Origin of the sequence: Archangium lipolyticum, from assembly GCF_024623785.1 — a bacterium.
Lineage (GTDB): Bacteria > Myxococcota > Myxococcia > Myxococcales > Myxococcaceae > Archangium > Archangium lipolyticum.
Window position 1 is genome coordinate 161837 of sequence record NZ_JANKBZ010000015.1, and the last position, 26665, is coordinate 188501.

Consider the following 26665-nt stretch of genomic DNA (forward strand, 5'->3'; position numbering starts at 1 on the left):
CAACCAACCCCGGGAGATGTGGAAGTTTTGATCAATCCCCACAACCTCCAGCTGAACGAATTGAGCATCCGACACGAGGATCCGCCAGACGTACGGTGCTGGGCATTGCAAGCACGCGGATTCCCGTCCCCCGTCCATCACGAAACGCAGCATGGCCCTTGCAGGTCATTCACTGCCTTTCATCCATCACTCCGAGCCGGTCCCCATGCACTGCGAGCACTGTTCGTCAGAGCACCCCGCGAGCGTCCCGTGCGACCAGCAGGTCACCTGCTCCGGCGCCGAGTTCGCGAGCCCGGCGCGGCGGTCCGTCTCCACGGGGAAGCCGCCGGTGGTGGACCTGCGAGGCCGCACGCTGGGCCACTACCGGCTGACACGCCTGCTGGGCAGTGGCGGCATGGGGACGGTGTACCTCGCCGAGCAGACGCTCATCGGGGCCCGTGTGGCGGTGAAGGTGCTACACCCGAACCTGGCGCAGGACGCCCGGCTGCGCGCGCGCTTCTACGCCGAGGCGCGCACGGTGAACCTCATCGGCCACCCCAACATCGTCCGCATCTTCGACATCAGCGAGTCGGAGGATGGGCTGCACTACTTCGTCATGGAGCACCTGGAGGGCCAGCCCCTGTCTCGGCTGCCGCGCCCGATGGAGCCGGGGCTGGTGGCCTGGCTGCTCGCCCAGGCCTGTGACGCGCTGGAGGCCGTCCACCGCAGCGGCGTGGTGCACAGGGACTTGAAGCCGGACAACCTCCTCATGGTGGAACGCCCGGGGGAGCGCCCCGCCCTCAAGGTGCTCGACTTCGGCGTGGCCAAGGCGCTGCGCGACACCGGCCAGGAGCAGACGATGGCCGGGCAGGTCCTCGGCACCCCCGCGTACATGGCCCCCGAGCAGTGGAGCGGCCAGCCCGTGGATGGGCGCTCGGACCTCTACTCGCTGGGAGTCACCGGCTACCTGCTCCTCACCGGGCAGCTGCCCTATCCCCGAGGGCAGCTCGCGGAGCTGGTGCTCGCGCCGGAGCCCCTGCCCCCGCTGCGCCCCCCGCATACACTCGTCCCCTCCGTGCCGGAGGCGCTCTCCCAGGCACTGCTGCGCGCCCTGGCCCGCAGCCCGGCGGAGCGCTTCGCCACCGCGCTCGACTTCAAGCGGGCCCTGCTCTCCTCGGTGCGCCCGACCCTCGCCTCGCGACCCACCCCTCCCCGCGCCGTCCAGGTCCCTCCCCTCCCCCCCACCAGCACACCCATCCCCGCGGCACCACCCCGGCCCGAGCCCAATGATCCCACGCCCCTGCCCACCTGGACGGCCCGGGTACGCCGCGGCGGCGGGAGCCCCGGCTCCGTGGTGGTGCACTGCAGTGAGCTCAGCCGCGGCGGCCTCTTCATGTGCTGCGCCGAGCCCTTCCCTCCACTCTTCACCCGGCTCGAGTTCACGCTCCAGCTCGGCGGCGAGGAGGTGGAGTGCGTCGGGGAGGTGGTGCGGCACGTGGACTCGGCCCTGGCACGCAACTGGCACATGTCCCCGGGCGTGGGCCTCCAGTTCATCAACCCCTCCGCCCGGCTGCGGGACATGCTGATGAGGCTCCGGTCCACGCGGCGTCCGTCCGCGGCACCACACTCCATCCTCGCGAAGGAAGCCCTCGCGCACATCTGAAGCCCCGCGCGTGTCCGTTTCCCGTCACTCCGGGGGAGCGAAACGTTTCCTGCCGGACGGCGGTGGGAGATCAGCACGGCCCCCGCTGTGGGCGATGGATACCCTGGTGTGTGCCATGATGCGCGGATCAGGTGATCGAACCCGGGGGGGTTGGAGTCGCGTCGGGTGGCGTGGCGCGTGGGTGCTCGTGTGGGCGGTGCTGCTGGGAGCCTGTAGGGATCCAGACGCCGTCTCCGGGACGGCGCTCTACGTCACCACCGAGTTCACCCCCACGCTGCTGCTCACCCAGGTGCGCGTGTGGGGTGAGGTGGAGGGAGGGCCTTCGTTCGGCCCGCACCTGCTGCCCGAGCAACCGGAACGGCTGCTACAGAGTGGGGAGACGTTGCGCATCCTGCTGGGGGATGCTCCCAATGGCGCGCGGACGACGGTCTATATCGAGGGACTGAACGACTCCGGCACGGTGGCGCGCGGCGAGAACAGCACGCACATCCGGGATGGGTACGAGGTGAAAGTCGCCATCCGGCTGGAGGCCAAGAACCCGGACGGGGGCAACGGCACCTTCTGCATCGAGTGTAACGGCTGCTGCATCGAGGGCATCTGCACCCGCCCCACCTTCCAGACGTGCGGAGCGGGAGGCATCAGCTGCGTGGCCTGTGACGAGGCGCGAGCCAATGCCTGTGACGCACGGGGCGTCTGTGTCTGCGGCACCCAGCCCTCCTGCACCGGGGTGAACGTGGACCGCTGCGAGAACGGGCAGTGCAAGTGCGGGAGCAGCGGGCCCTGTGGCGCGGGACAGGCATGCGTGAACGGCACCTGCCAATGCACGCCGGACTCCTGCGATGGCTGCTGCTCGGGTAATACGTGCGAGCCGGGCAACACGAAGGACAAGTGTGGCAAGGGCGGCGAGGCCTGCAGCAAGTGCAAGAGCTGCAACGCGGACCGGACCTGCGGCTGAGCGCCACCCGGCGCCGGCTCACTTCACGGTGAAGGGGCGCGAGGCGCCCTTGTAGGGGCGCACCCTGCCATCCCAGCCGGACTTCCAGTCGCCCTCGTGGACGATGCGGTAGGTGCCCGGTTCCGCGTCCTGGGGGATGGCCCACTCGATGATGACGTGCGAGCACGCCAGGGTGGGCAGGCAGTAGCCGCGCCGCCACGTGTACTTCGTCTCCCAGTCCCAGTCATACGCCACGTCATCCCAGAAGAGGCCCCGGCGGCGCTGCACGCGCAGGAAGGTGCCCTGGATGTGCGGATCGTTCTTCGGGTGCCCGCCCCAGAAGGTGACGCGCACCGTCTCCCCGCGCGCATAGGACTCCCGCGCGTCGACGAAGACATCCCCGAAGCGCCCCCACAGCGGCTTGTCGTCGAAGAGGACGCCGGGCCGCAGGTGGTTCTGCAGGCCTTGCAGCTCGCGCGGCGCCGGTCCCGGGGGAACGGACGTGCCCTCGCGCAGCGCCCGGGCCAGCCCGTCGAACTCCTGCTGGAGGGCCGCCAGCGTCCACGGGCCGAAGTGGGTGGAGGCCCCCTCATACTCCTGCTTCGCGTACTCCTCGCGCGTGGCGATGTAGCCGGAGTAGGCGTTGGACAGGCCGGCGATGACCACCTCCGTCACCCCCGCCGGGGCCAACCGCGCCCGCACCGTCTCACGCAGGCGGCGGCCCGCCATGGTGGTCAGCTCGAAGGGCACCGCCACCAGCGCCACGTTCCCCACGGTGACGAGCTGCAGCGGCAGCACCTCGGGGCTCCACGGGAAGGGCTGCATCGTGCCCATCTCCAGCACGATGGGCTTCTCCGCCTGGCAGGGCGTGGTGGTGGTGGTGCAGGTGAAGGCGCTCCACACGTCGTGCATGGCGGCGCAGGTGGCCCCCTCGTGTCCCACGCCCGGCCCGTCCTCGGCGCCCGCCAGCATGGAGATGCCGATGGCCGCCGGGCAGGTGTGCCCCTCGGTGCCTCCCGTGAAGGCCGGCGACACCGTCACGTCGTCCATCTTCACGTACACGTGCCGGTAGTCCACGCCGCCCGTGAGGGGCGTGATGGCGCTCTCGTAGAGGGCCACGGCGCGTGCGTACTGCTTGCGGCCGGAGAGCTCCGTGCTCTCGAAGTCGTCCTCGCCACCCCCATCCTCGCCCCCGTGGATGTTGGGCGTGACATCCCCCTCGTTGCTCTGCGCGAAGGCGGCCACGAAGGTCTCCCCGGTGGCGTCGTAGCGCGTGCCCTTCGCCTTCTCGAAGAGATAGGAGGCGTACCCCTTGTTGTCGCCGCTGATGTAGCGGTACTTCATCCCCATCGAGGTGGCGTGCACCGCGAACCAGTCGATGAGCCCCACCTCCACGCCCGAGTCCTTGGTGAAGCGCAGCAGCGTCATCCGCTTGTCCGTGTCGTACGCGTAGCGCGCGCGCTCCTCGGGAGGGTTGAGACGGTAGGCCTCGGGCGAGCGGTTGCGGCTCGCGTCGAGCAGGTCCCCCGCCGCCAGGGTGATGCGGCCCGGGCCCAGGTGCGCGTGCGCGCGGACGATGGACTGGTAGATGCCGTCGACGATGACCTCGAAGTTGCGTGGGACGAAGCCGAACGTGCTCAGGTTGTAGAGCGCGTAGTGCGAGTAGCCCCCCGGCCCGCTGTGGGTATGGGTGGCGCTCAGCAGCACGTTCTCATCGGAGTAGAGCCCGCCGAAGGTGTCGCGCAGCCGCTTCACCACCTGCTGCTTCACGCCCTGGAACATCATGCCCAGGTCCGCGCTCACGAACACCACGCGCTTGCCGTTGCACGGCGAGGCGATGACGAAGGCGCGCGAGCGCAAGCGCTGGTGGATGCCGGCCGTCTGCTGCTCCAGCTCCACGTAGCCCATCATCCCCACCTCGGCGGCGGGGCCGGTGATGTCGTACAGACCGCTGCCGATGAGGAACGACTGCTGCCCGGCGCAGGAGCCACCGAGCCCCTGTCCCTCCGGCCCCAGCGTCTGCCCGGCGTCCGCCTGTCCGCTCCGCGAGCCACGATGGCCACAGCCGGCGAGCGCCAGGAGCAGTGCCAGCACGAGCGCACCGTGGCGGATGATGGACGAGCGCACACACACCTCCAGAAAGGGCCGGGCGGCCCCTGCAGAGGTATAGGACAGCGCGGGTGGCCGTGCAGGGCGGCCGGTGGCCCTGCTCAGGAGGCCCTGGGCAGCGTCACCCGGAAGACGGTGCCCTCACCCCACGAGGAGGAGACGCAGATGCTCCCTCCCAAGCCTCGCAGGATGTCATGACACACGGAGAGCGAGGGGCCCTGCTTCGCCTCCCGCGGCGTGAAGAGCGGCTCGAAGAGGCGCGACAGTTGCTCGGGTGGGATGCAGGCGCCGGTGTGGTGCACTTCCACCACCACGTGGCCCTCGCCATCCTCGCGGGTGACCAGGCGCACCTCGTTCTCATTCGTGTCCCCGTGGTCCGGCAGCGACAGCACCGCGTGGAGGACGAGGTTGAGGAAGGCCTGGCGCAGCACGCCCTCGCCGCAGGCCACCGTGGCCCGCGAGCCGTAGTCCCGCACCAGCCGTCCGCGCGAGCGCAGCGTGCTGGACACCATCTGCCCCACCAGGTCGAGCAGGCGGTTCACGTCCACCGGTCCCTGGCTCGGGTCCGCCCGGAAGCTGCGCAGGTGGCCGATGAGCTGCCGCAGCCGCTCGGCGCCCTCGCGCACCTCGCCCACCGCCTCGCGCCACTCGGCCACCTGCTCCGGCCGGGTGGCCCCGGCCACGTCGCCCATGCTGGACAGCAGGTAGTCGAGGTTGGCGAGCATGAAGGCCAGCGGGTTGTTCATGTCGTGCGCGAAGCCCGGCACGAGCATCCCCAGGGTGGCCAGCTGATCCGACTGCTGGAGGCGCGCCTGCATCTGCCGGCGCTCGGTGCGGTCCGTCAGCGTGCCCAGCACCTCGCCCTGCCCCGTCGGCGAGCTGTGGGCGGCCAGCTCCACCCACAACGGGCCTCCAGCCGCCAGGAGCCGCAGCTCGATGCGGAAGGAGGGCTGGACGCGCGCGGCGAGCGCATCCAGCACGGCCTGCACCCGCGGCCTGTCCTCCGGGTGCGCCATCTCCACCAGCGGCTGCCCGAGCACCTCCTCCACCTCCAGCCCCGTCAGCGACGTCCAGGTGGGGCCCAGGAAGGTGAGCGCGCCCAGGCCGTCGAGGTGGAAGACGACCTCACTCAGCTGCTCCGCCAGGAAGTGGTAGCGCAGCGCGTCCGCCGACAATCCCGAGCGGAGGCCCGCGGCGAGCGCCAGCATGTCCATACGTGAGAGCGAACCCGGCGCCGGGCTCTCGGCCTCGAAGACGCTGGCCTGCGACAGCTGCTGGTACACCATTCCCGCGCTCCTTTCCCCCGGGGAGGACGGTCGAGAGGAAACGATTTCCCCGTCCGTCTCCCTTGGGCCCCTCGCGCATCCCCCCCTCGGCTCCGAGTGGACCCATTTTCTTTTTCCGAGAGCATAAGGCCTCGGAATGAAAGCGCGTCAAATCAGCCATCGCTCGCGGATGCGAGGTTGTCCGGCGTTGAAAGAATGCCGTGAGACTGTTGGACGGTCAGTCCTGGGAATCGTCCACTGGTGGCCAGGAGGCATCCGGAGCGCCGGAGCGATGGCGGTCGCGGCGATCGCCGATGACCCGCGCGGGGACGCCGGCGACGATGGCCCAGGCGGGCACGTCCCGGGTGACGACGGCGCCCATGCCCACCACGGCATGGTCTCCAATGCGCACGCCATCGGTGATGCCCGCGTTGGCGCCCACCCAGACGTCCTTGCCGAGCACGATGCCGCGCGAGGTGACGGGCTGGGAGCGCACGGGCCGATCCGGGGCGAGCCCATGGTCGAAGGCGTAGAGGGTGGCGCCGGTGGCGACGCGGCTGCCCTCGCCGATGTGGATGCCGCCCGCCCCGCCGTCCAGGCTAACGCGCGCGTTGAGGCTCACCCCGGCCTCGAGCACCACGGGCCCGTGGACGAAGGCGTTGGCGGCGATGCTCACCCCGGGGCCGACGATGCGGATGGGCCGGCCCGGCTCGGCGAACAGCCGCGCCTCCGGGGCGATGAAGCAGCCCTCGGCGATTTCGACTGTCTCCAGTTCGCGCAGCTGGTCCTGCACCTCCTTCTGCCAGGCCTCGGCCCAGGCGCGGTGGCGCGGCTTGAGCGTGAAGTAGAGCCACGGCATCCAGGAGAGACGCAGCTTGTGCTGCTCACGGCGGCGGGCGTCGAGATCGTCCACGGCTCTTGAGTACCACGGCCTCGCGCGAGGTGGGCGCCGCGTGCTATCCGCCCCCCCGTATGGCCCCAGCAAGACTCCTCACCTCGATCCTCTGCCTGCTGCTCGCCTCTTGTGGCGCCACGCGCCACACCACCGCCCCTGACGTCGAGGAGCTCACCCGCTACGTGCTCGTCATCGAGGAATCATCCAGCGGCCAGGTCACCCACGACTGGCGGCCCGCCAAGGATTTCGACCTCTCGCGGTACGGGTCGCTATCGGGCGCCCGTGCACCCCATGGACGCAGCGCCCCCGTGTCGTGCCACCAACGCGACTGCGATGAGGAGAACCGCGAGTGCGTCCGCGAATGCATGAGCCGCCCTCTTGCTCGGGGATTTGGACACATGACGACTGGGAATCGGGGCAAGGGCGGGAAGCAGGTGTACTGTGAGCACCGATGTATGCAACCCTACATCGATTGCAAGGAACTACAGGAGCGCCGCCCCCAGGAATTCTCTGCCGTGGACGAAGCGATTGACTGGTTGAAGCACAACCGTCAGATGCTCTTGGTGGGAAGCGTTGTCATCATCGCAGGGATTGCCTTTGTCACGGTTTCCGCTGGTGCGGGGGTCGTTATCCTCGCGCCAGCGGTGCTTCTGGCATCATGATGAGCCCTGCTCGCCTCTCATGACGGCGTCATATGGAAATCGGAAAACTCATTCTCGAAGCAATAGAGTTCCTCGGTCGGCTCCATGAAACGAATCAATCCCGAGAGGAGCGGGAGTTGCTTCTCGCCGCAGCTGAAGCACTCAGATTCATAGATACGACCGGCCAACAGTATGATTTCGAGGACTACCGAAAGGAACTTGGGACCGAAGGACCTGCTCAAGTGATCGCCGCTTTCAACACGCGCGAGGAGGCGGATGCCTGGCTAAAAGACAATCCCAAACCACCTCATATGGCCAGCGTACTGATCGCGGACGAGTACTACACTGTCTATTACTGGCGTGAGCGCAATCGCCGCGGGCTACTCCACAGTCCCACTCTCGAGTTCCATCTTGAGGAGATGATGCAGAATGGCCTTCCTCCCGCGATGGCCGCCTTCCACACGCGTGAGGAAGCAAAAGCCTGGTTCTACAGCCTGCCAGAACGTCCCTCGCAAGCCGTCATCCAGCTCGGGGGCGAGCACTACCTGGCGGCGTATCATCGTAACATTGACCATCTCGCCTTTCACCCATTCTCCATCGTCGAGAGACTGAAGGAGTGGAGGAAGAAAAAGGAAGAGGAGGGGAAAGAAACGAAGAAACCCGAGCCGCAAGCCTGATCTCCCCTCGCTCCATCCCGGACGAGCACGTCCTCCGGATGCTCTCCGTCCCAGCAGGCGGGCTCCGGACATGTGGTCCCACATCGAATGTTGCGTGGCCGGATGCCCCTGCTAGGAGTCTCCCTCCCGGAGAACGATCGATGAAGGCAGCCCCGCCCCATCCCCAGGAGGAAGCGCGCCTCGCGGCGCTCGACACCCTGGAAATCCTCGACACGCTGCCGGAGGCCGGCTTCGACGATCTGACGCGCCTGGCCTCGCAGCTGTGCGGCACGCCCATCGCCCTGGTGTCCCTGGTCGACCACTACCGCCAGTGGTTCAAGTCCCGCGTCGGGCTTGACGCCCCGGAGACGCCGCGCGACCTCGCATTCTGCGCTCACGCCATCCTCGGCGAGCAGCTCTTCGTCGTGGAGGACTCGCACAACGACGAGCGCTTCCACGACAACCCGCTCGTCACCCAGGGGCCTCATGTGCGCTTCTACGCTGGCATCCCCATCAGGAGCGCGAGCGGACATCCCCTCGGCACCCTCTGCGTCATCGACCACCAGCCGCGTCAGCTCACCCCCAGTCAGGCGGACGCGCTAGCGGTGCTCGGGCGTCAGGTCGAGGCCCAGCTGCTCCTGCGGCTGCGCGTGCGCGAGCTGGAGCGGCGCGAGGAGGAGCTCCGCTCCCAGCGCGACACACTGGCCAGCCTCCAGCAGCAGAAGGACACACTGCTCTTCAAGGTGATGCGCGACTTCAAGGCGCCCCTGTCCAGCATCCTCACCAACGCCACCTTCACCCTCTACCGACCCCACCTGCCGGAGGACCTGCTGCGCGCCACTCGCGACATCCGCGACGCGGCCGACGGCCTGCAGCGCACCGTGTCCAACCTGCTGGACGCCAGCGGTGACGAGGCGACCTTCGCCTTCAACGCGACGGAGTTCGATGCCCACCTGCTGCTCTCCGAGGTGGCTCGCGACTTCCAGCAGCGGCTGGTGAGCTCCCCGCGCCGCTTCGCCCAGAACATCAAGCTGGTGGAGCCGCACCTCACCGCCGACCGCGAGCTGCTGCGGCGCACCCTCCTCAACCTGCTGGACAACTCCTTCCAATACACCGCGCTGGGCAGCAGCAAGGTGACGCTCGAGGCCTCCAACCCCGAGCCGGGACTGCTGGAGCTGCGGGTGCGGGACGAGGGCCCCCACATCGCCCCCGCCGCGCGCGCGCACCTCTTCGACGCCCACGTGCCCGAGCACACGCCCACCACCGGGCGCGCCGAGGGCGGCAACCGGCTGGCCCTCGCCTTCTGCCGCCGCGCCGTGCAGGCCCACGGTGGGTGGCTCTGGGTGGAGGACAACCACCCCAAAGGCGTCGCCTTCTGCGTGCGGCTGCCCACTCGCCCCCACGGGCCCCTCTTCCCCATCTCATGACGGGGTGGTTTCGCCCCGGGCCTCCTCCTGGAGCTCGGGGCTGCGCCGCTTGGCCGCTCGCGCCACCAACGCCGTCAGCAGCGCCCACGCCAGTCCCGCCATCCACCCGCCCAGCACGTCCGTCGGGTAGTGCACCCCGAGGTACACCCGCGTCACCCCGATGAACATCGTCAGCAGCAGCGCCACCGCCACCAGGTAGGCCTTGAGCCGCCGCCGCTCGGTGAGCTGCGCCAGCAGCGCCCCCAACGTCAGGTAGACGATGGCCGACAGCATCGCGTGCCCGCTCGGAAAGCTCTCCGTCAGCACCGAGGTGAGGTGTGGCACCACCGTGGGCCTCGGCCTCGCGAAGAGGCCCTTGAGGAGCGTGTTCAACAGCGCCCCTCCCACCGTGGAGCCCACCACCAGCCCCAGCGTGCGCCAGCGCCTCACCAGCAGGAGGAAGCCGCTCACCGCGCACACCACCAGCGTCAGCACCGACACGCTGCCCAGCGCCGTCACGTCCCGCGCCGCCTCGGCCAGCCACAGCGGGCCCACCGGCTCCCCCGGATTGTCCGGGCGCCTCAGCGACAACAGCACGCGCTCGTCCACGTGCTGTGTCTCCTTCTCCCTCACCTCATCCGACAGCGCGATGAAGCCCAGCACCACCGTCACCAGTGCCAGCAATGTAGCCAACAGGCCGATACCGTCCGCTCCCATCCCACGGACGCGCTCCCGCAGCGCATTCAGCGCGAGTCGCATATGCCCCCACGTTAAGCGCTCCTGGCACTGCTCGACGACCTCTCCCTTCTGATCCTCACCTCCCATCCGTGCGCTCTCCGACACTGCGCCCCGGGGATTCGTGCTCCGGAGGGCAGACCATGCCTCGGGGGCTTGGGGATCTCCCCCACCGTCACCAGCTTACGGGCACCAAGCTGTGCTCGTGCCGGGCACACAGGTGGTTTCGGACGCGCATGTCCGGCCTCCTCCCCGGCCAGCTCTGGGAGTGATGGTCCCCATGTTCGCTTCCGCTACGACTTCCAAGTCCTCTTCAATTCCCGCTCCGAACTTCAAGACGGCCCACATCCACAGGGTCTTCTTCATCCGCTGGGAGCAGCCTCCCACGCCACAGGAGCTCATGGTGGTGGCCTCGCGCTTCCGCGAGGCCTACGAGAAGAACCGCCAGCAGCTGTGCGCCGTCATCACCACCGCGCCCAAGGCACGGGTGCCCAACAGCGAGGAGCGCAAGGGCCTCTTCAAGCTGCTGGAGGACCACCGCAAGTACATCTGCGAGCTCCACCTCGTCATGGAGGGCAACGAGCTGCAGCACAACCTCCAGCGCATCATCGCGTCCGCTCAGCTCATCGTGACGCGCATCTACGACAACAACTACGCGCGCCTGCACAAGCGCGCGGATGACATCGCGCCCTTCCTCACCAACCGCCTGAAGGTGGACGGCAACCGCATCATCTCCGACGCCCGCCTGCTGGGCCTGGTCGCCTAGGCCCTCGTGGCGGGGGAGGGGCCCGGGTCCACCGGGCCCACCGGCCCTACCGGGCCACGCAGACGTAGTAGTTCTCGCCGTAGTAGTCGTCGCTGTCGGCCGCCACCACGCGCGAGAAGCCCAGGCCCCGCAGCGTGTCCACCAGGGCCTCCGTCTCGAAGAAGGTCACCATCTCGTTGGGGTCGGACACCAGCCGGCGCGTCACGTCCGCGTGGTAGGTGGTGGCGGACTTGAGCGCCTCGTCCCAGCGGCCCTCCGCCTTCCACTCCTCGATGGAGCTCATCATCACCTTCTGCAGGTCCGGCCGCTTCCGCGGCCCGGTGACGATGAGCACGCCTCCTGGCTTGAGGCGCTCGAAGCCCTCACACAGCACCGCCCCCGGCTCGCGCACGTAGAAGAGGACGTTGTTGAGCACCACGGCGTCCGCCTCGCCCGGCACTCCCTGGGGGAAGGAGCGCACATCCCCCTCCAGAATCTTCCAGCGGCGCCGCGCCTCCTCGGGGGCCTGGGCGTGCTTGCGCAGCGCCAGCCCGAGCATCGCCACGTTGTTGTCGAAGCCCACCACCGTGTGCCCACGCTCGACGAGCGGCTGGCTCACCAGGCCCGTGCCGCACCCCGCGTCGATGACGTACCGGCGGCCCTTGGTGTCGCGCAGAATCTTGGCCACCATCCTCCGGTAGCAGTTGAGCTGGGAGCAGATGGCATCGTAGCTCCACGCGAATTCGGACCAGATGTTGTCGACCATGGCTGGGACTCCCTCCCTCCGGGTTGGCGGGATAGACCCGGAGCGCAGGGTTCCAATCTAAGTCGTGTGGCAAGCCCTCCCCCGGCGCGCACCCGGGCCACAAAAAAACCGGGCCCCGCGAATCCGCGAGGCCCGGCGGGAGGGCGGCAGGTGCGCCCGGACGCTCAGTGACGCTTCATCCACTTATAGATGGGCTCCCAGACATGCTCCGGCGCGTCCTCGGCCAGGAACAGGTCCGCGTGGCCGAAGTCGGCGAAGCGCGCGTCGTTCGACTCGCGCTGCACCCGCTTCACCGTCACGTCCCTGCTGCCCAGCAGATTCTTGGGCAGGTGCTCGCCGTAGCTGCCGAAGCCGCCCGCGGCGCCCACGTGCAGCACCGGCACGGAGATCTTGTTCAGGTGGTCGTCGTACGGCAGGTCTTCCTGGCCGCACAGCAACTGCTCGGACTCGACGATCTCCTTGAAGCTCTGGAAGGGGTGGGCCGAGCGCATGAAGTCGAAGAACTGCCGCTCCTTCACGTACCGGAGCGCCGTCAGGTCGCCGCCCTCGCCGAACTGGCCGGCGTTGAAGTGGTAGACGGGCACCGTCGGCTGGACGCCGAGCTCCGGGGCCGAGATGAACGAGAAGGTCGCCGCGCCCAGGGTGATGGCCAGCTGCTTGTTGGGCAGCGGCGGCAGCGGCGGCAGGTTCGCGGGCTCATCCGGGTACGCGATGGCCGCCTCACCCAGGAGCTTGATGGCCACGCCCGCGCCGGCGCCCAGCAGACCGCCCTCGACGCGCCCCGCCTCGAGCTGCACCTTGGCCAGCTCCGCGCGCGCGCACGCCCACTGGCGCTGCGACTCGCCCTCCGGCCCGAACTTCACCACCATGTCCACCGGGATGAAGCCGCTCACGTTGCGCAGCCCCGGAGGCAGCTGCGTCTCCGCGTTGAGGTAGGCGTAGGCCACCATCGCCCCGCGGCTCCAGCCCAGCAGGTTCACCTTGCCGCCGCCGTTGCCCGTCAGCGCGCGCACCGCCCGCGCCACCGTCAGGCCCGTGCCCACGTCCCGCGCGTGCATGCCCAGGTCCCAGTTCTTCATGAAGGAGAAGTCCTCGGTCCCCAGCGGCACGTGCGTCCACCGCAGGTCGATGCCCCACACGTCCACGCCGCGTTGCGCCAGGTAGACGGCGATGGAGTGGTCCACCGGCACCGCGCTCGTCTGCGTGCTGGCCATGAAGGCGCCCCGGAAGTCCCAGGCATCGCCGTGCACCATGAAGACGGCCTCGGAGCCCTTCTTCGGCGACCACACCCTCCGCTCCCGCACCACGCGGTGCAGGGTGATGGTGTCATACACCGTGGGGCCCACCCGCACGTCGACGCTGTAGTGGTAGATGTCGTCCACCACCCGCTCGCGAGAGAAGCCTCCCACGAGCCGGGCACCCTCCGTCCCCTTCAGGCAATCGGAGCAGTCGAAATCCCGGAGCATCGACTGCTCCTGGGCCAGCTCCTCGGCCTGCGCGGGCAGGGCCTCGGAGACGGACGGCTCGGCACCGCAACCCAGCCAGAGCAGGGCGAACGGGACGATGTGGCGGAGATTGAATCGCATTGGGTTCCTCGAAAAGGTTTGCTGCCAGCAGGGTGAAGCAACGTTTCTGCCGCCCCCCCCTGGTACGACTTGCGCGAGCTCGAAGCAGGAATCGCACCAACCCGCCAAGCGCTTGAAAGGACTGGAATGCCCCCGTGGGCATGCCGTCAGCGCTGAAACATGTCGCTGTTACTGAACAAAGGAAAGCCTGATTTTCAGAGGCAGCGGATGTTCCGCGTCGAAATTGAAATCCACGCTTCAAGAATGAATCAGAAAACATGCAATCGCCGTGAAGTACGACAGCCGCGCCATCAACGAACGAACCGCTCGCGCGTTACACCCCTCCCCGGAGGACACGTCCGGGAGTGAGCGGCGGACACACACACGCCTTGTTGCCACCCCGCGGCGGGCCCACACTCCGCGCCCCGGGAGGAAACCATGGCCTTCGCCACCATCGACCCCACGACCGGCAAGACGCTGCGCACCTTCGCGGCCCACTCACAGGAGGAGGTGGAGGCGCGGCTGCGGCGGGCCGGGGAGACGTTCCACACGTACCGCCACACCTCGTTCGCCGAGCGCGCCGGGTGGATGCGCCGGGCCGGGCAGCTGCTGGAGGACGAGGCGGAGCGCTACGGGCGGATGATGACGGAGGAGATGGGCAAGCCGCTGGAGGCCGCGCGCGCCGAGGCCCGCAAGTGCGCCACCGCCTGTCACTATTATGCGGAGCACGCCGAGCGCTTCCTCGTCGACGAGCCGGTGGACACCCCGCCGGACAGGAGCTTCGTGCGCTACCAGCCGCTCGGGCCGGTGCTGGCCATCATGCCGTGGAACTTCCCCTTCTGGCAGGTGGTGCGCTTCGCCGCCCCGGCCCTCATGGCCGGCAACGTGGGCCTGCTCAAGCACGCGCACAACGTGCCCCAGTGCGCGCTCGCGCTGGAGGAGCTCTTCGTGCGCGCGGGCTTCCCCCAGGGCGTCTTCCAGACGCTGCTGGTGGACGTGGCCGGGGTGCGCAAGCTCATCGAGGATCCACGGATTCGCGCGGTGACGATTACGGGCAGCGAGGGCGCCGGCCGCGACGTGGGCCAGCGCGCGGGCCAGCAGCTCAAGAAGGTGGTGCTGGAGCTGGGTGGGAGCGACCCGTTCGTGGTGCTGCCGAGCGCGGACCTGGAGCTGGCGGTGGAGACGGCGGTGAAGGCCCGCCTCATCAACAACGGCCAGTCCTGCATCGCCGCCAAGCGCTTCATCGTCACCGAGCCCGTCTATGACGAGTTCGAGCGCCGCTTCGTCGAGCGGATGCGCCGCGCCGTGGTGGGAGACCCCACGGACGCGAAGACGGAGGTGGGCCCGCTGGCCACGGCGAGCATCCGCGACGGGCTGCACGACCAGGTGGAGCGCAGCATGGCCTCGGGGGCGAAGCTGCTGCTCGGGGGACTCAAGCCGCCCGGCCCCGGCTTCTGGTACCCGCCCACCGTGCTGGCCAACCCCCCTCCGGGCACTCCGGCCTACGGCGAGGAGATGTTCGGCCCCGTCGCCGTCCTCTTCCGCGCGAAGGACGCGAAGGACGCGCTGCGCCTCGCCAACGACTCACCCTACGGACTGGGCTCCTCGGTGTGGACGCGCGACGAGGCCGAGCAGCGCCTCTTCATCGACGGGCTGGAGGCCGGCTCCGTGTTCATCAACGGCATGGTGGCGAGCGACACCCGCCTGCCCTTCGGCGGGGTGAAGGCCTCGGGCCACGGGCGCGAGCTGGCACGCCACGGGCTGCTCGAGTTCCTCAACATCAAGACGGTGCGCGTGGCGCACCCATCCTCGCTCCCGGACCGGACGCAGGCCCAGGCTAACGAGTAGGCACCCGCTCGCGCGGCGGCGCATCGCGGTGGACCTCTTCCACCGCCTCGGCCACCGCGTCCATCTCCAGGCCGAGCTGCTCCACGCTCCGGCGCAGCCCCGCGCCCGCCACGTCCGCGCTCGCCGCGTCCGCCGAGCGCACCCGCAGCACCTGCGTGTAGAGGTTCTCCAGCGTGTAGTAGAGGCGCATGTGCTCGGCCTCCAGCCGCGAGGCCGCCGTGGCCAGCTCCGCCCGCTGCCGCCGCTGCTCGTCCAGCAGGCGCAGCGCCCCCTCCAGCCGCTCCTTCACCACCGCGTCGCGCTCGGACTCCACCCGGGCCGACAGCTGCGCGCGCTCGTCCTCCAGCCGGCGCTCGTCCTCGGGCGAGGAGAGCGAGCGCAGCTCCCGCTCGCGGCGCACCAGCTCGTGGCAGCTCTTGCGCAACCCCTCCACCGTCTGCTCCGGCTGGTGCACCACCTCCCGCAGCACCCCCGGCCCCGAGCGCAGCTCCGCCAGCAGCTTGTCGCACAGCGTGTCCACCCGCGCCTTCCTCGGGTCCTCCGACGCCCCGGGGGCCACGGTCTTCTCCGGCTCCCCGGAGGCCTCCTCGCCTTCGGACTCGAGCGCGGCCGTCCCCTCCCGCTTGCCCTCCTGGAGCCGGTGCTGCCGGGCGCGGCCCAGGATGCTCGCCGAGGATATCCCCAGGCCGAGCGCCACGAAGACGAGCCACCACATCTGAGGGCGGAGGAACGCCATCCCCGTGAGCACGAGCGAGGCCATGGCGAACACCCACCCCACCAACGGCTCGGCCTCCTCGTTGCGCCGCTGCCGCTTCAGGGCGCGCCGCTGCTCGCGCACCATCTGCCGTTGCAGTTGCCGCTCCAACTTGCGGCGCTCCCGCTTGCCCAGGTTCTGCCCCCACTCCTCCCACCTCCGCGCCTGCTGCTCGCCCCACCGCTCCCACTTGCGGACCTGGTGGTCCACCCGCGCCTCCCAGTCCTTCCCGTGGTGGCGCGCCCACTTCTCCCGCTCCTGGGCCTCGTAGCGCGCCCACATCTCCATCCATCGGGCATGGTGTTTCTGGCCCTCGGCGAGGGCCTCCATCATGCGGCGCAGGTGCTTCTGGAGCGGGGATTCCGGAGGAGAACCGGGGGGTTGAGGTGGAAAGGGTGGTTGCGGAGCCATGGCGAGCGCCTCCTCTGGAACCACGATTGCACCGATTCCACCCTCCGGCCAGGGAAGCCGTTGGCTTCCGAATCCTCCTCCGGGGGATGGAAGCACCGGGCTCACCTGTTGGCGGGCCCGCGGAGTTTGCCCTTCCACGCCAAATGATCGAAGAAGAGAAAGCGCTGGGGGGGCGCAAGGGGACGCAGGTGTCGAGGACTGAGGCAGAGGGATTCGGACCCGAGGTGATTCGCGCGCTGCGCGGAGGGTTGAGTCGCGCGGCTTTCGCCCGGCAGCTCGGTGTGACGCCCTTGACGGTGTACCGCTGGGAGCTGCCGCAGGCCGCCCCGCAGGCCCGGCGGCCGAGGGGCCGGGGGGCCCAGGCGCTGCGACTGTTCGCCGAAGGGGGCCAGCCAGCCCTGCCGCCGCCTCCCGCGCGCCTGGGCCTGATGCGTCAGGAGGTGTCACGCGAGGAGCGGGCCCTGCTGGCGCCCTGCCATGCGCTGCTGCGGCGGGCCGAGTGGCGGGCCGCGGAGGACGCCCTGCTGGCGGTGCTGGCCTCGGGCGGGCTGCGCTCCGTGGGGGCGCGCGCCCTGGCCGCGGTGGGCCTGGCCTACGCATACCGCTGGGGCCACGAGGACGTGCGGCGGGCCTTCACGCTGCTGCTGCCCCACCTGGCCGAGGCCGACGCGGGCCTGCTGCCCGAGGCCGTCGAGGTGCACGTGCACGCGATGGCCGCCAACCTCTTCGCCTCACCGGACGGCCGGCTCTTCGACCTGGGCAAGGTGAACGTGCACGTGGCACGCGCCGAGGCGCTGCTGCGGCCCAACGTCTTCGCGAGCGCGGAGGCCCGCTGCCACCTGCGCATCGCGGAGATGTCCGCGGCCTTCTACATGGGCGCGCCCGAGCTCATCTCCCGCCAGGAAGGACGCGTGGAGGAGGCACTGGCCGGGGTGTCGGACCCCACGATGCGGCTGGTGGGCGCGGACGCGCTCGCGCACGAGGCCGCCTTCCGGGGCGAGGTCTCGCTGGCCACCCGGCGCTTCCGCGAGCTGGCGCGGGAAGCGGCGCGCGAGGGTTATGCCTTCATGGAGGCGCGCGCCCTGGCCTTCCTGGCGCAGCGCCGGCTGGACGAGGCGGCCGAGCCCGACGAGGCGCTCGCGCTGGTGCGCCGTGCCCGGGAGCTGGCCTGGGACGGGCGGGGGGCGCGGGGCTTCACCTTCATCTTCGCCGCGCGCGCGGAGGCGGACGCCCTGCTGCGGCTGGCCCGCTTCGCCGAGGCCGAGGCGGTGCTGGACGAGGGCGACGCGGTGCTGGAGGAGCACGGCTGGACGCCCCAGCATCTGGCGTTGCAGCGCGCCCGCTTCCTGTACCTCACCGGGCGCTACGCGGACATGCGCCGGCTGGCGGCGCGGCTCTCGGGCTACGCCGGGTCCCACCTGCAGGCCCACACCCACGCCACCGGCTGCTGGGTGGAGGCGCTGGTGGACTGGGCCGAGGGCCACGCGCAGCGGGCCGCGGAGGGCTTCGCCCACACCCAGGCCCGCATCCAGGAGGGGGGCGGCTGGCCCATCCTGCGGCGCGACTGCCTCGTCGCCGAGGTGGGAGCGCGCGCCGCCGCGGGCCAGCTCCCGGAGGCCCGCACCGCGCTGCGCCGGGCCCGCACCCTGCTGGAGCAGTGCCCTTCCGCCTGGAGCACCGCGCTGCTCCACCGCCACGAGGGCGCCCTGCTCGCGCGCGAGGGGCGCTCGCGCGAGGCCCGCGAGAAGCTGGAGGCCTCGCTGGCCACCTTCACCCTCGCGGGAGACCGCCCCGAGACCGCCCTCACCCGCCGCACGCTCGCCCAGGCGGCGCGCGCCGGAGGCGAGCCCGGCGCCGAGGCCCGGCTCATCCAGAGTGAGGAGGAGCTGCGGCGCCACGGCATCACCCCGCCCCCTGACTTCAGCCCGGAGCCGCTCCCCACGCCGGTGCAGGTGCAGGAGGCCCCCGCGTCCGACGGCGCCCCCCGGTTGGGCGCCGAGTCCCTGATGGTGCCCTTCGAGCGGCTGGCCGTGCGGGGCATGGGCGCGCCGCTCATCCAGCGCGAGCTGGTGAGGGTGCTGGAGGGCCTCTTCCCCGGCCTCGGCCCCCGCCTGGAGGAGCTGGACTCGCAGGGCCGGGCCACGCTGCTGCTGGGAGAGGAAGGCGTCCCCGCCAGCGAGTGGGTGGAGTTCGGCGATGGGTGTGGCCGCCGGCTGCGCGTGGGCGTGGCGGGCCCCCTGCCGGCGGATGGCCGGGCGCTGCTCACCGCGCTGGCGCGGCTGGCGGGCTTCGCGCTGGAGGTGGCGGTGCTGCGCGGTTTCGCCCACGTGGAGCCTCCCGCGGGCGAGCCCGAGAGCGCCCCCGAGGTGCCCGGCTTCATCGCCGCCTCCCCCGCCATGCGCAAGCTGAAGGGGGAGCTGGCGGGGCTGAGCGGCTCGCGCGCCACCGTCATCGTCACCGGCGAGTCCGGCAGCGGCAAGGAGGTGGTGGCACGCGCCCTCCACCGGCTGTCGGTGCGGGCGGAGCGGCCCTATGTGGCCTTCAACTGCGCCGCGGTGCCGCGCGAGCTCTTCGAGGGCCAGCTCTTCGGCTACCGGCGCGGCGCCTACACGGGCGCGGCCACGGACCACCCGGGTGTCATCCGCACGGCCCACGGTGGCACGCTCTTCCTGGACGAGATTGGCGAGCTGCCGCTCGAGGTGCAGCCCAAGCTGCTGCGCTTCCTGGAGAACGGCGAGGTCTTCCCCCTGGGCGAGACGCGGCCCGCGCAGGTGGACGTGCGCGTCATCGCCGCCACACACAGGGACCTGGGACAGCTGGTGCGCGAAGGCCGCTTCCGCGAGGACCTGTACTACCGGCTGCAGGTGGTGCCCCTGAGGGTGCCCCCGCTGCGCGAGCGGCGCGAGGACGTGGTGGCCCTGGCGCGCCACTTCGTGAACCAGCTCACCCCGGCGGGACAGGAGCCGCCGCAGCTCGCGCCGGACGCGCTGGCCGCGCTGGTGGCGCACTCCTGGCCGGGCAACGTGCGCGAGCTGCGCAACGCCATCGAGCGCTCGCTGGCCTTCGGGCCACTGCCGACGGTGCTGGGGGCGGACAGGCTGCGCATCCGGGGCTGATGACGCTGGCGTCAGGGCGGTGGGGCATACTGGAGGACAGTGCCCACGCCGCAGGAGGCTCCGCATGACCGACCCCATCCGCCCTGGTCTTTCCTCTCTCCTCCAGACGGCCACCCAGGTGGCACGCACCGTCACCGAGGTCGCGAAGAAGGTGGGTGAGCAGGTGGCGTCCGCGGCAGGCAACGCCGCGAGCACGGCCCAGAGCGTCTTCGAGGCGGCCAGCAACGCCCCCGCGGTGGTGGACATCAACGGAGGCACACCCGTTTCCCAGGGCCCGGTGGTGCGGGATGGCGGCCCGGCCACGGCGCTCGCCTGGGCCAACGAGCAGATGGGCAACACCGGCTACGACGACGCGTGCCTCAACTTCGTGATCCGCGCGTACGCCATCCACCAGACCGCCGCGCGGGCTCCGGAGATCAACTACGCCAGTGGCACCAACAACGCCATCGGCGCCTTCAACGGCCTCCAGCGGGAAGACAAGATAAGGACAGCGAGCCCGGAGACCCCGTTGGACGCGGGCGCCATCGTCTTCTTCGATGCCACCGAGGACAACGACGACGATGGCCACATCTGCATCGCCACGGGCCGCATGGCGGCGGATGGCACCCCCGAGGTCATCACCTCCGGCTACGAGGGCGCCCCGGGCGTGCACCTCTCGTCCATCGGCCAGCTCATCGAGGACTCGGGCCCGTACCTCGGCTACACCACGCCCGAGCTGGCCTTCGCGGAGGGGATGTGGCCCGGCCCCTCGGAAACCAGCGCCAGCGGGGGTGCCACACCGACCGCCGCGCCCCGGCCCACCACCACTCCGGAGGCCACCAACCCCTCGGGCAACGCGCCCCAGGCGTGGAACAACACCTGCGGCGCCAACGCCCTCATGTCCATGGAGGCCTCGTTGGATCCGGAACGCGCGGCCCGGTTCGCGACCCTGTCCCCCGACGAGCGCGCGGCCTATGAGGGCGCGGTGCTCCGCTCGCATCCGGACAACGACGGCTTCGCGCTGGGCTCGCGGCCGGGCGGCACCACGACGGGCTGGGGCCTGGACATGATGAAGTGGCAGGTGAGCGATCGCTTCGGCGGCGAGGCCACCGTGGTCAAACCCGACAATCGCAAACAGGCCGTGGACGCGCTCACCACGCAGCTGGCCGAGGGCAAGCCCGTGGCCATCGGACTCGCCGACCACTGGCTGAGCGCCACGGCGATGCGGCAGGGAGAGTCCGGGCAGGAGCTCCTCATCCACGACTCGTGGACGGGCACGAGCGCATGGGTCCCCGAGGCCGACCTGCGCGAGCCGGGCAGCGGCTGGATGCGCACGTACTTCCCGAACGCGCCCTTCGAGGGGGCCATCCACCTGCTCGTGGCCCCGGGAGAACCCGTGCTGGAGCCGGACTCCGTCTACCGCGGGACCGAGGCCGGCCTGCTCGAGGGCGTCCGCGCCGAGATGCGCTGAGTCGTGACGGGTGAGGAGGAAAAAGAACACCGCGGGCCAGGACAGGGGGCGAACCCGACCCGCGGTGCATGGCTACGACTACACCCGCGAAAAGATGCGTCCGGGGGCCGAGGTGGGGGGGCCCCCGACCCACGGACGCTTCGGGCACCGAAGCGCCCGAACCCGAAATCGTTGTCGAGCAGACACGTAGCATCCGGCATGCCAGGAGCCGGAGGCCGCTGGAAGCCGGATGGAAATCATCCAAAGGCCTTCCGCGAGCAGGCGGGCATATCCAAAGCGACCCTCCCTGGAAACGGGGGTGGGTATTGGATGCCCCGGTGGATATGAGCGAAGGAGACCCCGGAGAGCGGCCAGGCGAAGGCTCCGGGCCGGAGAGCGGGGCACGTGGAGGGGGCGCTCGGGGGCAAAGTGAGTTAGGGAGGAGACACCCGATGAGCACCTCCGTCTCCTCCCGTGCCTACCGCGTCTTCAGCTGGTTCACCCTCGCCTACACGCTGGCCGTGGTGCTGTGGGGCGCCTACGTGCGAGCCACGAAATCGGGAGCGGGGTGTGGAGACCACTGGCCGGTGTGCAACGGCGAGGTGGTGCCGCTGGCGCCGAGCGTGCAGACGCTCATCGAGTACACGCACCGGGTGACGAGCGGGCTGGCGATGGTGCTGGCGGTGGTGCTGTGCGTGTGGGGCCTGAGGGCGCACGCGAAGGGGCACCCGGTGCGCATGGCGGCGGCGGCCTCGCTCTTCTTCATGCTGACGGAGGCGGCGGTGGGGGCGGGGCTGGTGCTCTTCAAGATGGTGGCGGACAACGAGTCCATCGCCCGGGCCTTCTGGATGGCGGTGCACCTCATCAACACGTTCCTGCTGGTGGGGGCGATGGCGCTGACGTCGTGGTGGGCGGAAGGCCGGGAGCGGCTGACGCTGAAGCGGCAGGGGCTGACGGGGTGGCTGCTGGCGGGGAGTCTGGTGGGGCTGCTGGTGTTGGGGGTGAGCGGGGCCATCGCGGCGCTGGGAGACACGCTCTTCCCGGCGACGAGCCTGGCGGAGGGACTGCGCCAGGACCTGTCGCCGACGGCGCACGTGCTGCTGCGGCTGCGGGTGTTGCACCCCGTGCTGGCGGTGGTCGTGGGGGCACTGGTGGTGTTCTCGGCGGGGATGGTGACGCGGCTGCGGCCCTCGCCAGCGGTGCGGAAGGCGGCGTGGCAGCTCGGCGTGCTGTACGCGGTGCAGCTGCTGGCGGGGATGGTGAACGTGGTGCTGCTGGCGCCCGTGTGGATGCAGTTGGTGCACCTATTGCTGGCGGACCTGGTGTGGGTGGTGCTGGTGCGGCTGAGCGCGGCGGGGCTCGCGCTGGGCGCGCCGCGAGCGGACGTGAAGACCCGGCCCGACCTGGATCCCTCGGTGGCCTGAGTCCTTGGACCTGAAACGGTCCTACGCAGGTTTCCCCACAATCAAAACTGAAGCATCGGAACACACCGGATGCCACGGACAGGTGTCCGGACAGGTGTCCGGGACGGACAGCTGTCCGGGCCCTCGACGAGCAGGAACCGCGTTCCGAGACCGATTTCGGAAGTGCGCCCTGCCAGCCGCATCACCCTACCCGCTTCTTCGGGCTCGCGTAGGGCTCCAGGAGACCGGGCTGGTCCACCAGACAGCGCAGCGCCCTCCCGGCGAAGCTCTCCAGCCGGTCGATGAAGGCGAAGTCGTGCTCTTCACCCGCCTCGTGCGCCAGCTCGTGCAGGACGATGCCGAGCGTCCGCGACTCCAGCGGATCATCCAGCCGCACCTGTCCCCGCATGTTCACGCGGAGCACACGGCGCTCCCGGTCGTACTCCGCGTCCACCTGGGCGCTCGGATCCCTCACCTTGCGCTCGAAGAACTCCACGCGCACCTCGCGCCCGATGAGCTCTCGCGAGAGGCAGCGCACCAGCCCCACGAAGCGCTCGGCGCGCGCCCCGGGGTTCACCAGCACATCGCGCGGCGGGCCCTCCATCCGCTCCACGTACGCGTCCGCGGACTCCACCACCGTCTCGAGTTGCTCCAGTGCCGTGAGCGGCATCCCCCGCAGGTCCACCACCTTCGCTCCGAGCTGGCGCGCCCGGTCATCCATTCGCGGTCCCACCGACAGCACCGCCCGCGCCGGCAGCACCTTCTCCACGTAGGCCTCGATCGCCTCCGGGCCGAGCGTGAAGTGCGAGAGCACCTCCGTCACCCACGCGCCCGACAACTCCTGCCGGCTCAGCTCGGGCGCCAGCGATTCGAGGAGGATGGCCGCCAGGATGCGCTTGTACGGGTCTCTCGCCGCATCACGCTCGGCGGCCAGCGGGATGCGCTGCTGCACGTCGACGTGCCACGGGAGGTGATGCGGCTCCACCGGCAGCCCCAGCTCGAACAGGTGCGGCGTCTCACCGGGCCGCGGATGGTACAGGTCCACCCGCGTGGCCCGCTCGACGTACCGCTCCACCCCGCGGTGCAGCTCCACCGTCTCCAGCAGGCAGTCCTCCAGCGACTCCTTGACCCTCGGCATCCGCACCGTGCGGCCATTGATGATCAGCTCGACGCCCGGCGGTGGGAGCGTGAGGCGCAGCAACTGGACGGCGGCCTCGCGCTCGCTGGCGCTCGTGCGGCGGAAGAGCCGCAGGCACGTGCCCACCAGGCGCGTGTTGGGCTTCACGTGGCGCCCGGTGTCGTCGAAGACGAGCGTGCGGCCCACCGTCTCCACCTCGGCGCGGTCGCTCGAGGCGATCATCTCCTTCAGGCCCCGGCCCTTGCGCCCGCGCCACGTGGGCGGCGTGTCCTTCTCCCCGAGGAAGACGGTGAAGGCGAACTCGTCACGGGCCAGGCCCGCGGGGGCATCGTCCTCGATGCGGACCTCGTCCTCCTCCAGGCGCACCTTCACCCGGCGGGCGCGCTGGTCGAACGCGTTCTGCAACGCCTCGCGAACGAGCTGACCAAGCGGCCGGGCGCGGTTGGAACGCCTCCATCCCTCCTCCGACAACTCGAACCACTCCGAACGGCCGTTCCGGGCCTGGCGCATCGAGACTCTCCGTGCTCCGGGCTCTCGCGAGCGCATGAGCCGCTCGCGAGGCAACCGGACCGGATGAAACACCCGGGGCCGCGAGTCTCTTCCCAGCCTATCTGTCGAGGCCGAGCAGGAAGAGATCGTTCGGGCTCTTCTGGGGCCACTCCTCGCCGTCGAGGATGAGCGAGCCCGACCTGAAGCTGCCGAGGACAGAGGGGCGGCCATCCTTCGTCGTCACCACGGACGAGGGCTCGGCGAGGCCCGCGGGGAAGCCGCGCGTCCAGAGAGGCTCGCCGTCGATGCGGTCGAACTTCGCGACGAACAGGTTGCTGCTGCCATTGCCCTTGCCCGGCAGCGGCCCCAGGCCGAGATCGTCCCCGTCATGGTAGGAGCCCGTGACGACCACCCCGTCCTTCTGGTCCATGGCGATGCGCTCGCCGAAGAAGCCAAAGTTCCTCGACCAGCGCTCCTTGCCCTCGCGGGTGTAGGCCACCAGGAAGGCATCACCCTGAACGGGCCGGCTGGTATCCGAGGTGACGGTGCGTCCCCCGAAGGTGAAGGTGCCCGTGAACGTACCGGTCAGGACGATCCGGTCCCCGTGAGCCGCGACGTCGCTGGCCCGGCCGGTGCCGTAGCCGGAGAACCGGATGTAGCGCTCCCAGCGCAGCTGTCCGTCCGGAGAGAGCCGGAGGACGAAGGGAGTGGAGCCCTGGGAGCTGATGCTCCCGCACAGCAGGATGTGGTCCTGACTGTCCACGGTGGCGCCCAGTCCCTCTCCGAATTGCGGAGCGACGTGGACATAGGCCCACAGGTTCTCCCCCCCGGGGGAGTATTTGGTGACGAAGGCACTGGGACCGAAGAAGCCCTCATCCGGATCCGGCCTCGAGGTGATGCGTCCGCTCCCGAAGTCCACCGAGCCCACCAGGGTCCCGGTCATGAGGATGTTGTCGTGGCTGTCCGTCAGGAGGTCGAACACGGAGAGGAACCCGGGGTCGGCCTCCCACGAGCGCTTCCACAGAAGCCGTCCCTGACGGTCGAACTTCAACAGGTACTCCCCTTCCCAGACGGGGCCATCTCCGAAGTCCACGCCCAGCGCACCGACCGCGATGAGGATGTTGTGCTTGGAGTCCACGACGACACGGCGGCCGAAGACACCGCCATCCACGCCGGGGCCGGGACCGAAGACCTTCACCCACTCCAGACAGCCGCTCTCCTGGTCGTAGCGCGCGAGCGCGATCGCCGAGCTGGTCGGGCCTCCCGGTGCCGTCAGGACCCTGTCGCCCAGGTCGATGTTCCCGGTGAAGCTATACAAGGCGAGCAGGTGTTCCTCCCCATCCTTGACGAGCGTTCCATACTTCTCCGCGGGGAACTCGCCGAGGATGACCGGCTCTCCGGAGATCTGCCGGGCCCACCGGATGGCGCCGGTGAGGGGCCCCTGCTCGTGGGCCTGCGCCGTCGTCGCGAGCGTCCCGGGCTCGTCGAGCGCCGGCCCACCGCACGCGGCGAGCCCCGCGACCAGCAGCAGCGGCAACACACCCCTTCTTCCACTTGAACGTCCCATGGTGAATCCCCCTCCGTCTTGCCCGGGCATTGCATCCCGGCGCGGGGGAACCGTGCTCACGCTCGCGGTCGTTACCTCTGTCCCTCAGGGTGATTCCGGCGTTCACCGGAAGACGCTGGTGCCTGGCTGCATGGTGGGCGCGTGGCCGATGAAGTCAGCGCGGCCAGCGGTAGCCGTGGACCTCGTAGGAGCCGAGCGGGAACTTGGAGATCTTCACGGAGTCGCTCTGGTTGCCGCCCAGCAGCTCGATGTGGGTCGCCGTCGAGCCGACGTAGAACGCGACATGGAACCCCGTCGAGGAGCCCGTGGCGGCGTCGCTCTGGGCGCCCTTGCGCTTGATGACGGTGATGGCCCCATAGCGCGGCGAGGAGAGGGGCTCGCCCCACTCCAGCCAGCTCCTGGCCTGCGCGTTGTTCGTCCCGGAGTATCCCGCCTTCTTCATGACCCAGTTGACGAACGAGGAGCACCAGGGCGTCTCGTCATCCTTGGCGCGGAGGCTCGTCGCGCCGTGGTACTCGACGATGCGGCTGTTGTTCTGACCCGCCCCTTTCTCCTCGCTCTCGCCCACCTCGCCGGAGGCGATGGTCATCCACGGTGCGCGCCCCGCTTCCGAGGGCTCCGCGGACGGAGCCGCGAACGCCTGCCTTGAGACAGGGGCCGAGGGGGGCTGGCCCAGCGCCGCCCAGGTCTTGGCGCCCACCACCCCATCCGCGGTGAGGTGCCGGGCCTTCTGGAACCGGACCACGGCCTCGTGGGTCTTCTGTCCGAAGTCCCCGTCCTCGGGCAGCTGCGGGCTCGGCTTCAGGACGGTGTTCAGGAGCGATTGCAATTGACTGACTTCGGCTCCCCTGCTGCCTTTCTTGAGTGTCTCCACGATTCGACCCTTCGCCCTGGGCGTGTATGGGTTTGAGTGGAAGACGCGAGATGTGCCTTCACCGTGACTCCGCATCCGGAGAGCGGGGGGTCTGACATCCCAGGTCACCCTCGAGGACGGCCCCGGAAACGACCTCCGGGAGCCTGTCCGGAGCCCCGGCCATGTCAGACCCATTGGGTATTCCTTGCTCATGGCCGCCCGAGAGGGGGCCAGGACTTCACACATCCCACCGGGCCCGATCCGTCGCGGCCCCTCATCCCACCTGGAGCATCACGTC

20 protein-coding genes are annotated in these 26665 nt (G+C 70.1%); 10 read left to right on the plus strand and 10 right to left on the minus strand.

Features of this window, described 5'->3' with window-relative positions:
• Nucleotides 1-205 precede the first annotated feature (205 nt).
• Entirely contained in the window at nt 206-1642 is a 1437-nt protein-coding gene (locus NR810_RS29180) for a serine/threonine-protein kinase (protein WP_257457523.1), read from the plus strand.
• A gap of 115 nt (nt 1643-1757) precedes the next feature.
• On the plus strand, nt 1758-2597 hold the full coding sequence (locus NR810_RS29185; RefSeq protein WP_257457524.1) for a hypothetical protein: 840 nt from the start codon (nt 1758-1760) through the stop codon (nt 2595-2597).
• A gap of 18 nt (nt 2598-2615) precedes the next feature.
• Here NR810_RS29185 and NR810_RS29190 read toward each other — a convergent pair whose 3' ends face one another.
• The 3 genes from NR810_RS29190 to NR810_RS29200 form a co-directional block, all read right to left on the minus strand.
• Complete coding sequence (locus tag NR810_RS29190) at nt 2616-4703, minus strand: neutral/alkaline ceramidase (RefSeq protein WP_257457525.1); 2088 nt, start codon at nt 4701-4703, stop codon at nt 2616-2618.
• A gap of 83 nt (nt 4704-4786) precedes the next feature.
• A complete protein-coding gene (locus NR810_RS29195; protein WP_257457526.1) occupies nt 4787-5971 on the minus strand; it encodes a two-component system sensor histidine kinase NtrB in 1185 nt (394 codons plus the stop codon).
• A gap of 217 nt (nt 5972-6188) precedes the next feature.
• The gene (locus NR810_RS29200; RefSeq protein WP_257457626.1) at nt 6189-6809 is read right to left on the minus strand and encodes an acyltransferase; all 621 of its coding nucleotides are present in this window, start codon (nt 6807-6809) and stop codon (nt 6189-6191) included.
• A 491-nt stretch (nt 6810-7300) separates the two neighbouring features.
• Between NR810_RS29200 and NR810_RS29205 the strand changes: the two genes are divergently transcribed.
• The 3 genes from NR810_RS29205 (at nt 7301) to NR810_RS29215 (ending at nt 9569) form a co-directional block, all read left to right on the plus strand.
• Nucleotides 7301-7507, plus strand: coding sequence for a hypothetical protein (locus tag NR810_RS29205; protein WP_257457527.1), 207 nt, complete (start codon nt 7301-7303; stop codon nt 7505-7507).
• Nucleotides 7508-7539: 32 nt separating this feature from the next.
• Nucleotides 7540-8163 carry a head protein gene (locus NR810_RS29210; protein ID WP_257457528.1) on the plus strand — a complete coding sequence of 208 codons (624 nt, stop codon included), beginning with the start codon at nt 7540-7542 and terminating at the stop codon, nt 8161-8163.
• 140 nt (nt 8164-8303) lie between these two features.
• Nucleotides 8304-9569, plus strand: a complete 1266-nt coding sequence (locus NR810_RS29215; protein ID WP_257457529.1) for a GAF domain-containing sensor histidine kinase — start codon at nt 8304-8306, stop codon at nt 9567-9569.
• Here NR810_RS29215 and NR810_RS29220 read toward each other — a convergent pair.
• Nucleotides 9564-10265 carry a phosphatase PAP2 family protein gene (locus NR810_RS29220; RefSeq protein ID WP_257457627.1) on the minus strand — a complete coding sequence of 234 codons (702 nt, stop codon included), beginning with the start codon at nt 10263-10265 and terminating at the stop codon, nt 9564-9566. The two genes, NR810_RS29215 and NR810_RS29220, sit on opposite strands and share 6 nt — an antisense overlap.
• Nucleotides 10266-10563: 298 nt before the next feature.
• Here NR810_RS29220 and NR810_RS29225 point away from each other — a divergent pair, with 298 nt between their 5' ends.
• Nucleotides 10564-11049 (plus strand): DofA protein, encoded by a 486-nt coding sequence (locus tag NR810_RS29225; RefSeq protein ID WP_257457530.1) that lies wholly within the window; start codon nt 10564-10566, stop codon nt 11047-11049.
• Nucleotides 11050-11095: 46 nt separating this feature from the next.
• Here NR810_RS29225 and NR810_RS29230 read toward each other — a convergent pair whose 3' ends face one another.
• A complete protein-coding gene (locus NR810_RS29230) occupies nt 11096-11794 on the minus strand; it encodes a class I SAM-dependent methyltransferase (protein ID WP_257457531.1) in 699 nt (232 codons plus the stop codon).
• A 164-nt stretch (nt 11795-11958) separates the two neighbouring features.
• Nucleotides 11959-13380: an alpha/beta hydrolase gene (locus NR810_RS29235; RefSeq protein WP_257457532.1), complete on the minus strand. Its 1422-nt coding sequence runs from the start codon at nt 13378-13380 to the stop codon at nt 11959-11961.
• 417 nt (nt 13381-13797) lie between these two features.
• Here NR810_RS29235 and NR810_RS29240 point away from each other — a divergent pair, with 417 nt between their 5' ends.
• Complete coding sequence (locus tag NR810_RS29240) at nt 13798-15207, plus strand: NAD-dependent succinate-semialdehyde dehydrogenase (protein ID WP_257457533.1); 1410 nt, start codon at nt 13798-13800, stop codon at nt 15205-15207.
• Here the strand turns inward: NR810_RS29240 and NR810_RS29245 are convergent.
• A complete protein-coding gene (locus NR810_RS29245; protein WP_257457534.1) occupies nt 15197-16372 on the minus strand; it encodes an AAA family ATPase in 1176 nt (391 codons plus the stop codon). The two genes, NR810_RS29240 and NR810_RS29245, sit on opposite strands and share 11 nt — an antisense overlap.
• A 248-nt stretch (nt 16373-16620) precedes the next feature.
• Here NR810_RS29245 and NR810_RS29250 point away from each other — a divergent pair, with 248 nt between their 5' ends.
• From NR810_RS29250 to NR810_RS29260, 3 genes are all read left to right on the plus strand, one after another.
• Nucleotides 16621-19488: a sigma 54-interacting transcriptional regulator gene (locus tag NR810_RS29250; protein ID WP_257457536.1), complete on the plus strand. Its 2868-nt coding sequence runs from the start codon at nt 16621-16623 to the stop codon at nt 19486-19488.
• Between the two features lie 64 nt (nt 19489-19552).
• The gene (locus NR810_RS29255) at nt 19553-20938 is read left to right on the plus strand and encodes a hypothetical protein (protein ID WP_257457538.1); all 1386 of its coding nucleotides are present in this window, start codon (nt 19553-19555) and stop codon (nt 20936-20938) included.
• Nucleotides 20939-21369: 431 nt separating this feature from the next.
• The gene (locus tag NR810_RS29260; protein ID WP_257457539.1) at nt 21370-22341 is read left to right on the plus strand and encodes a COX15/CtaA family protein; all 972 of its coding nucleotides are present in this window, start codon (nt 21370-21372) and stop codon (nt 22339-22341) included.
• Between the two features lie 181 nt (nt 22342-22522).
• On the opposite strand, the gene NR810_RS29265 is transcribed toward NR810_RS29260, so the two are convergent.
• The 3 genes from NR810_RS29265 to NR810_RS29275 form a co-directional block, all read right to left on the minus strand.
• A complete protein-coding gene (locus NR810_RS29265; RefSeq protein ID WP_257457540.1) occupies nt 22523-23968 on the minus strand; it encodes an ATP-binding protein in 1446 nt (481 codons plus the stop codon).
• A gap of 97 nt (nt 23969-24065) precedes the next feature.
• The gene (locus NR810_RS29270; RefSeq protein WP_257457542.1) at nt 24066-25487 is read right to left on the minus strand and encodes a hypothetical protein; all 1422 of its coding nucleotides are present in this window, start codon (nt 25485-25487) and stop codon (nt 24066-24068) included.
• Between the two features lie 181 nt (nt 25488-25668).
• On the minus strand, nt 25669-26613 hold the full coding sequence (locus tag NR810_RS29275) for an NlpC/P60 family protein (RefSeq protein ID WP_306818598.1): 945 nt from the start codon (nt 26611-26613) through the stop codon (nt 25669-25671).
• Nucleotides 26614-26665: the final 52 nt, after the last annotated feature.

Bases quoted from the DNA above. Each gene is read 5' to 3' on its own strand.
- NR810_RS29265 (WP_257457540.1), bottom strand. From the start codon at position 23,968: ATGCGCCAGGCCCGGAACGGCCGTTCGGAGTGGTTCGAGTTGTCGGAG.
- NR810_RS29235 (WP_257457532.1), bottom strand. From the start codon at position 13,380: ATGCGATTCAATCTCCGCCACATCGTCCCGTTCGCCCTGCTCTGGCTG.
- NR810_RS29225 (WP_257457530.1), top strand. From the start codon at position 10,564: ATGTTCGCTTCCGCTACGACTTCCAAGTCCTCTTCAATTCCCGCTCCG.
- NR810_RS29210 (WP_257457528.1), top strand. From the start codon at position 7,540: ATGGAAATCGGAAAACTCATTCTCGAAGCAATAGAGTTCCTCGGTCGG.
- NR810_RS29195 (WP_257457526.1), bottom strand. From the start codon at position 5,971: ATGGTGTACCAGCAGCTGTCGCAGGCCAGCGTCTTCGAGGCCGAGAGC.
- NR810_RS29255 (WP_257457538.1), top strand. From the start codon at position 19,553: ATGACCGACCCCATCCGCCCTGGTCTTTCCTCTCTCCTCCAGACGGCC.
- NR810_RS29245 (WP_257457534.1), bottom strand. From the start codon at position 16,372: ATGGCTCCGCAACCACCCTTTCCACCTCAACCCCCCGGTTCTCCTCCG.
- NR810_RS29275 (WP_306818598.1), bottom strand. From the start codon at position 26,613: ATGTGTGAAGTCCTGGCCCCCTCTCGGGCGGCCATGAGCAAGGAATAC.
- NR810_RS29260 (WP_257457539.1), top strand. From the start codon at position 21,370: ATGAGCACCTCCGTCTCCTCCCGTGCCTACCGCGTCTTCAGCTGGTTC.
- NR810_RS29205 (WP_257457527.1), top strand. From the start codon at position 7,301: ATGCAACCCTACATCGATTGCAAGGAACTACAGGAGCGCCGCCCCCAG.
- NR810_RS29200 (WP_257457626.1), bottom strand. From the start codon at position 6,809: ATGCCGTGGCTCTACTTCACGCTCAAGCCGCGCCACCGCGCCTGGGCC.
- NR810_RS29215 (WP_257457529.1), top strand. From the start codon at position 8,304: ATGAAGGCAGCCCCGCCCCATCCCCAGGAGGAAGCGCGCCTCGCGGCG.
- NR810_RS29230 (WP_257457531.1), bottom strand. From the start codon at position 11,794: ATGGTCGACAACATCTGGTCCGAATTCGCGTGGAGCTACGATGCCATC.
- NR810_RS29185 (WP_257457524.1), top strand. From the start codon at position 1,758: ATGATGCGCGGATCAGGTGATCGAACCCGGGGGGGTTGGAGTCGCGTC.
- NR810_RS29220 (WP_257457627.1), bottom strand. From the start codon at position 10,265: ATGGGAGCGGACGGTATCGGCCTGTTGGCTACATTGCTGGCACTGGTG.
- NR810_RS29180 (WP_257457523.1), top strand. From the start codon at position 206: ATGCACTGCGAGCACTGTTCGTCAGAGCACCCCGCGAGCGTCCCGTGC.
- NR810_RS29240 (WP_257457533.1), top strand. From the start codon at position 13,798: ATGGCCTTCGCCACCATCGACCCCACGACCGGCAAGACGCTGCGCACC.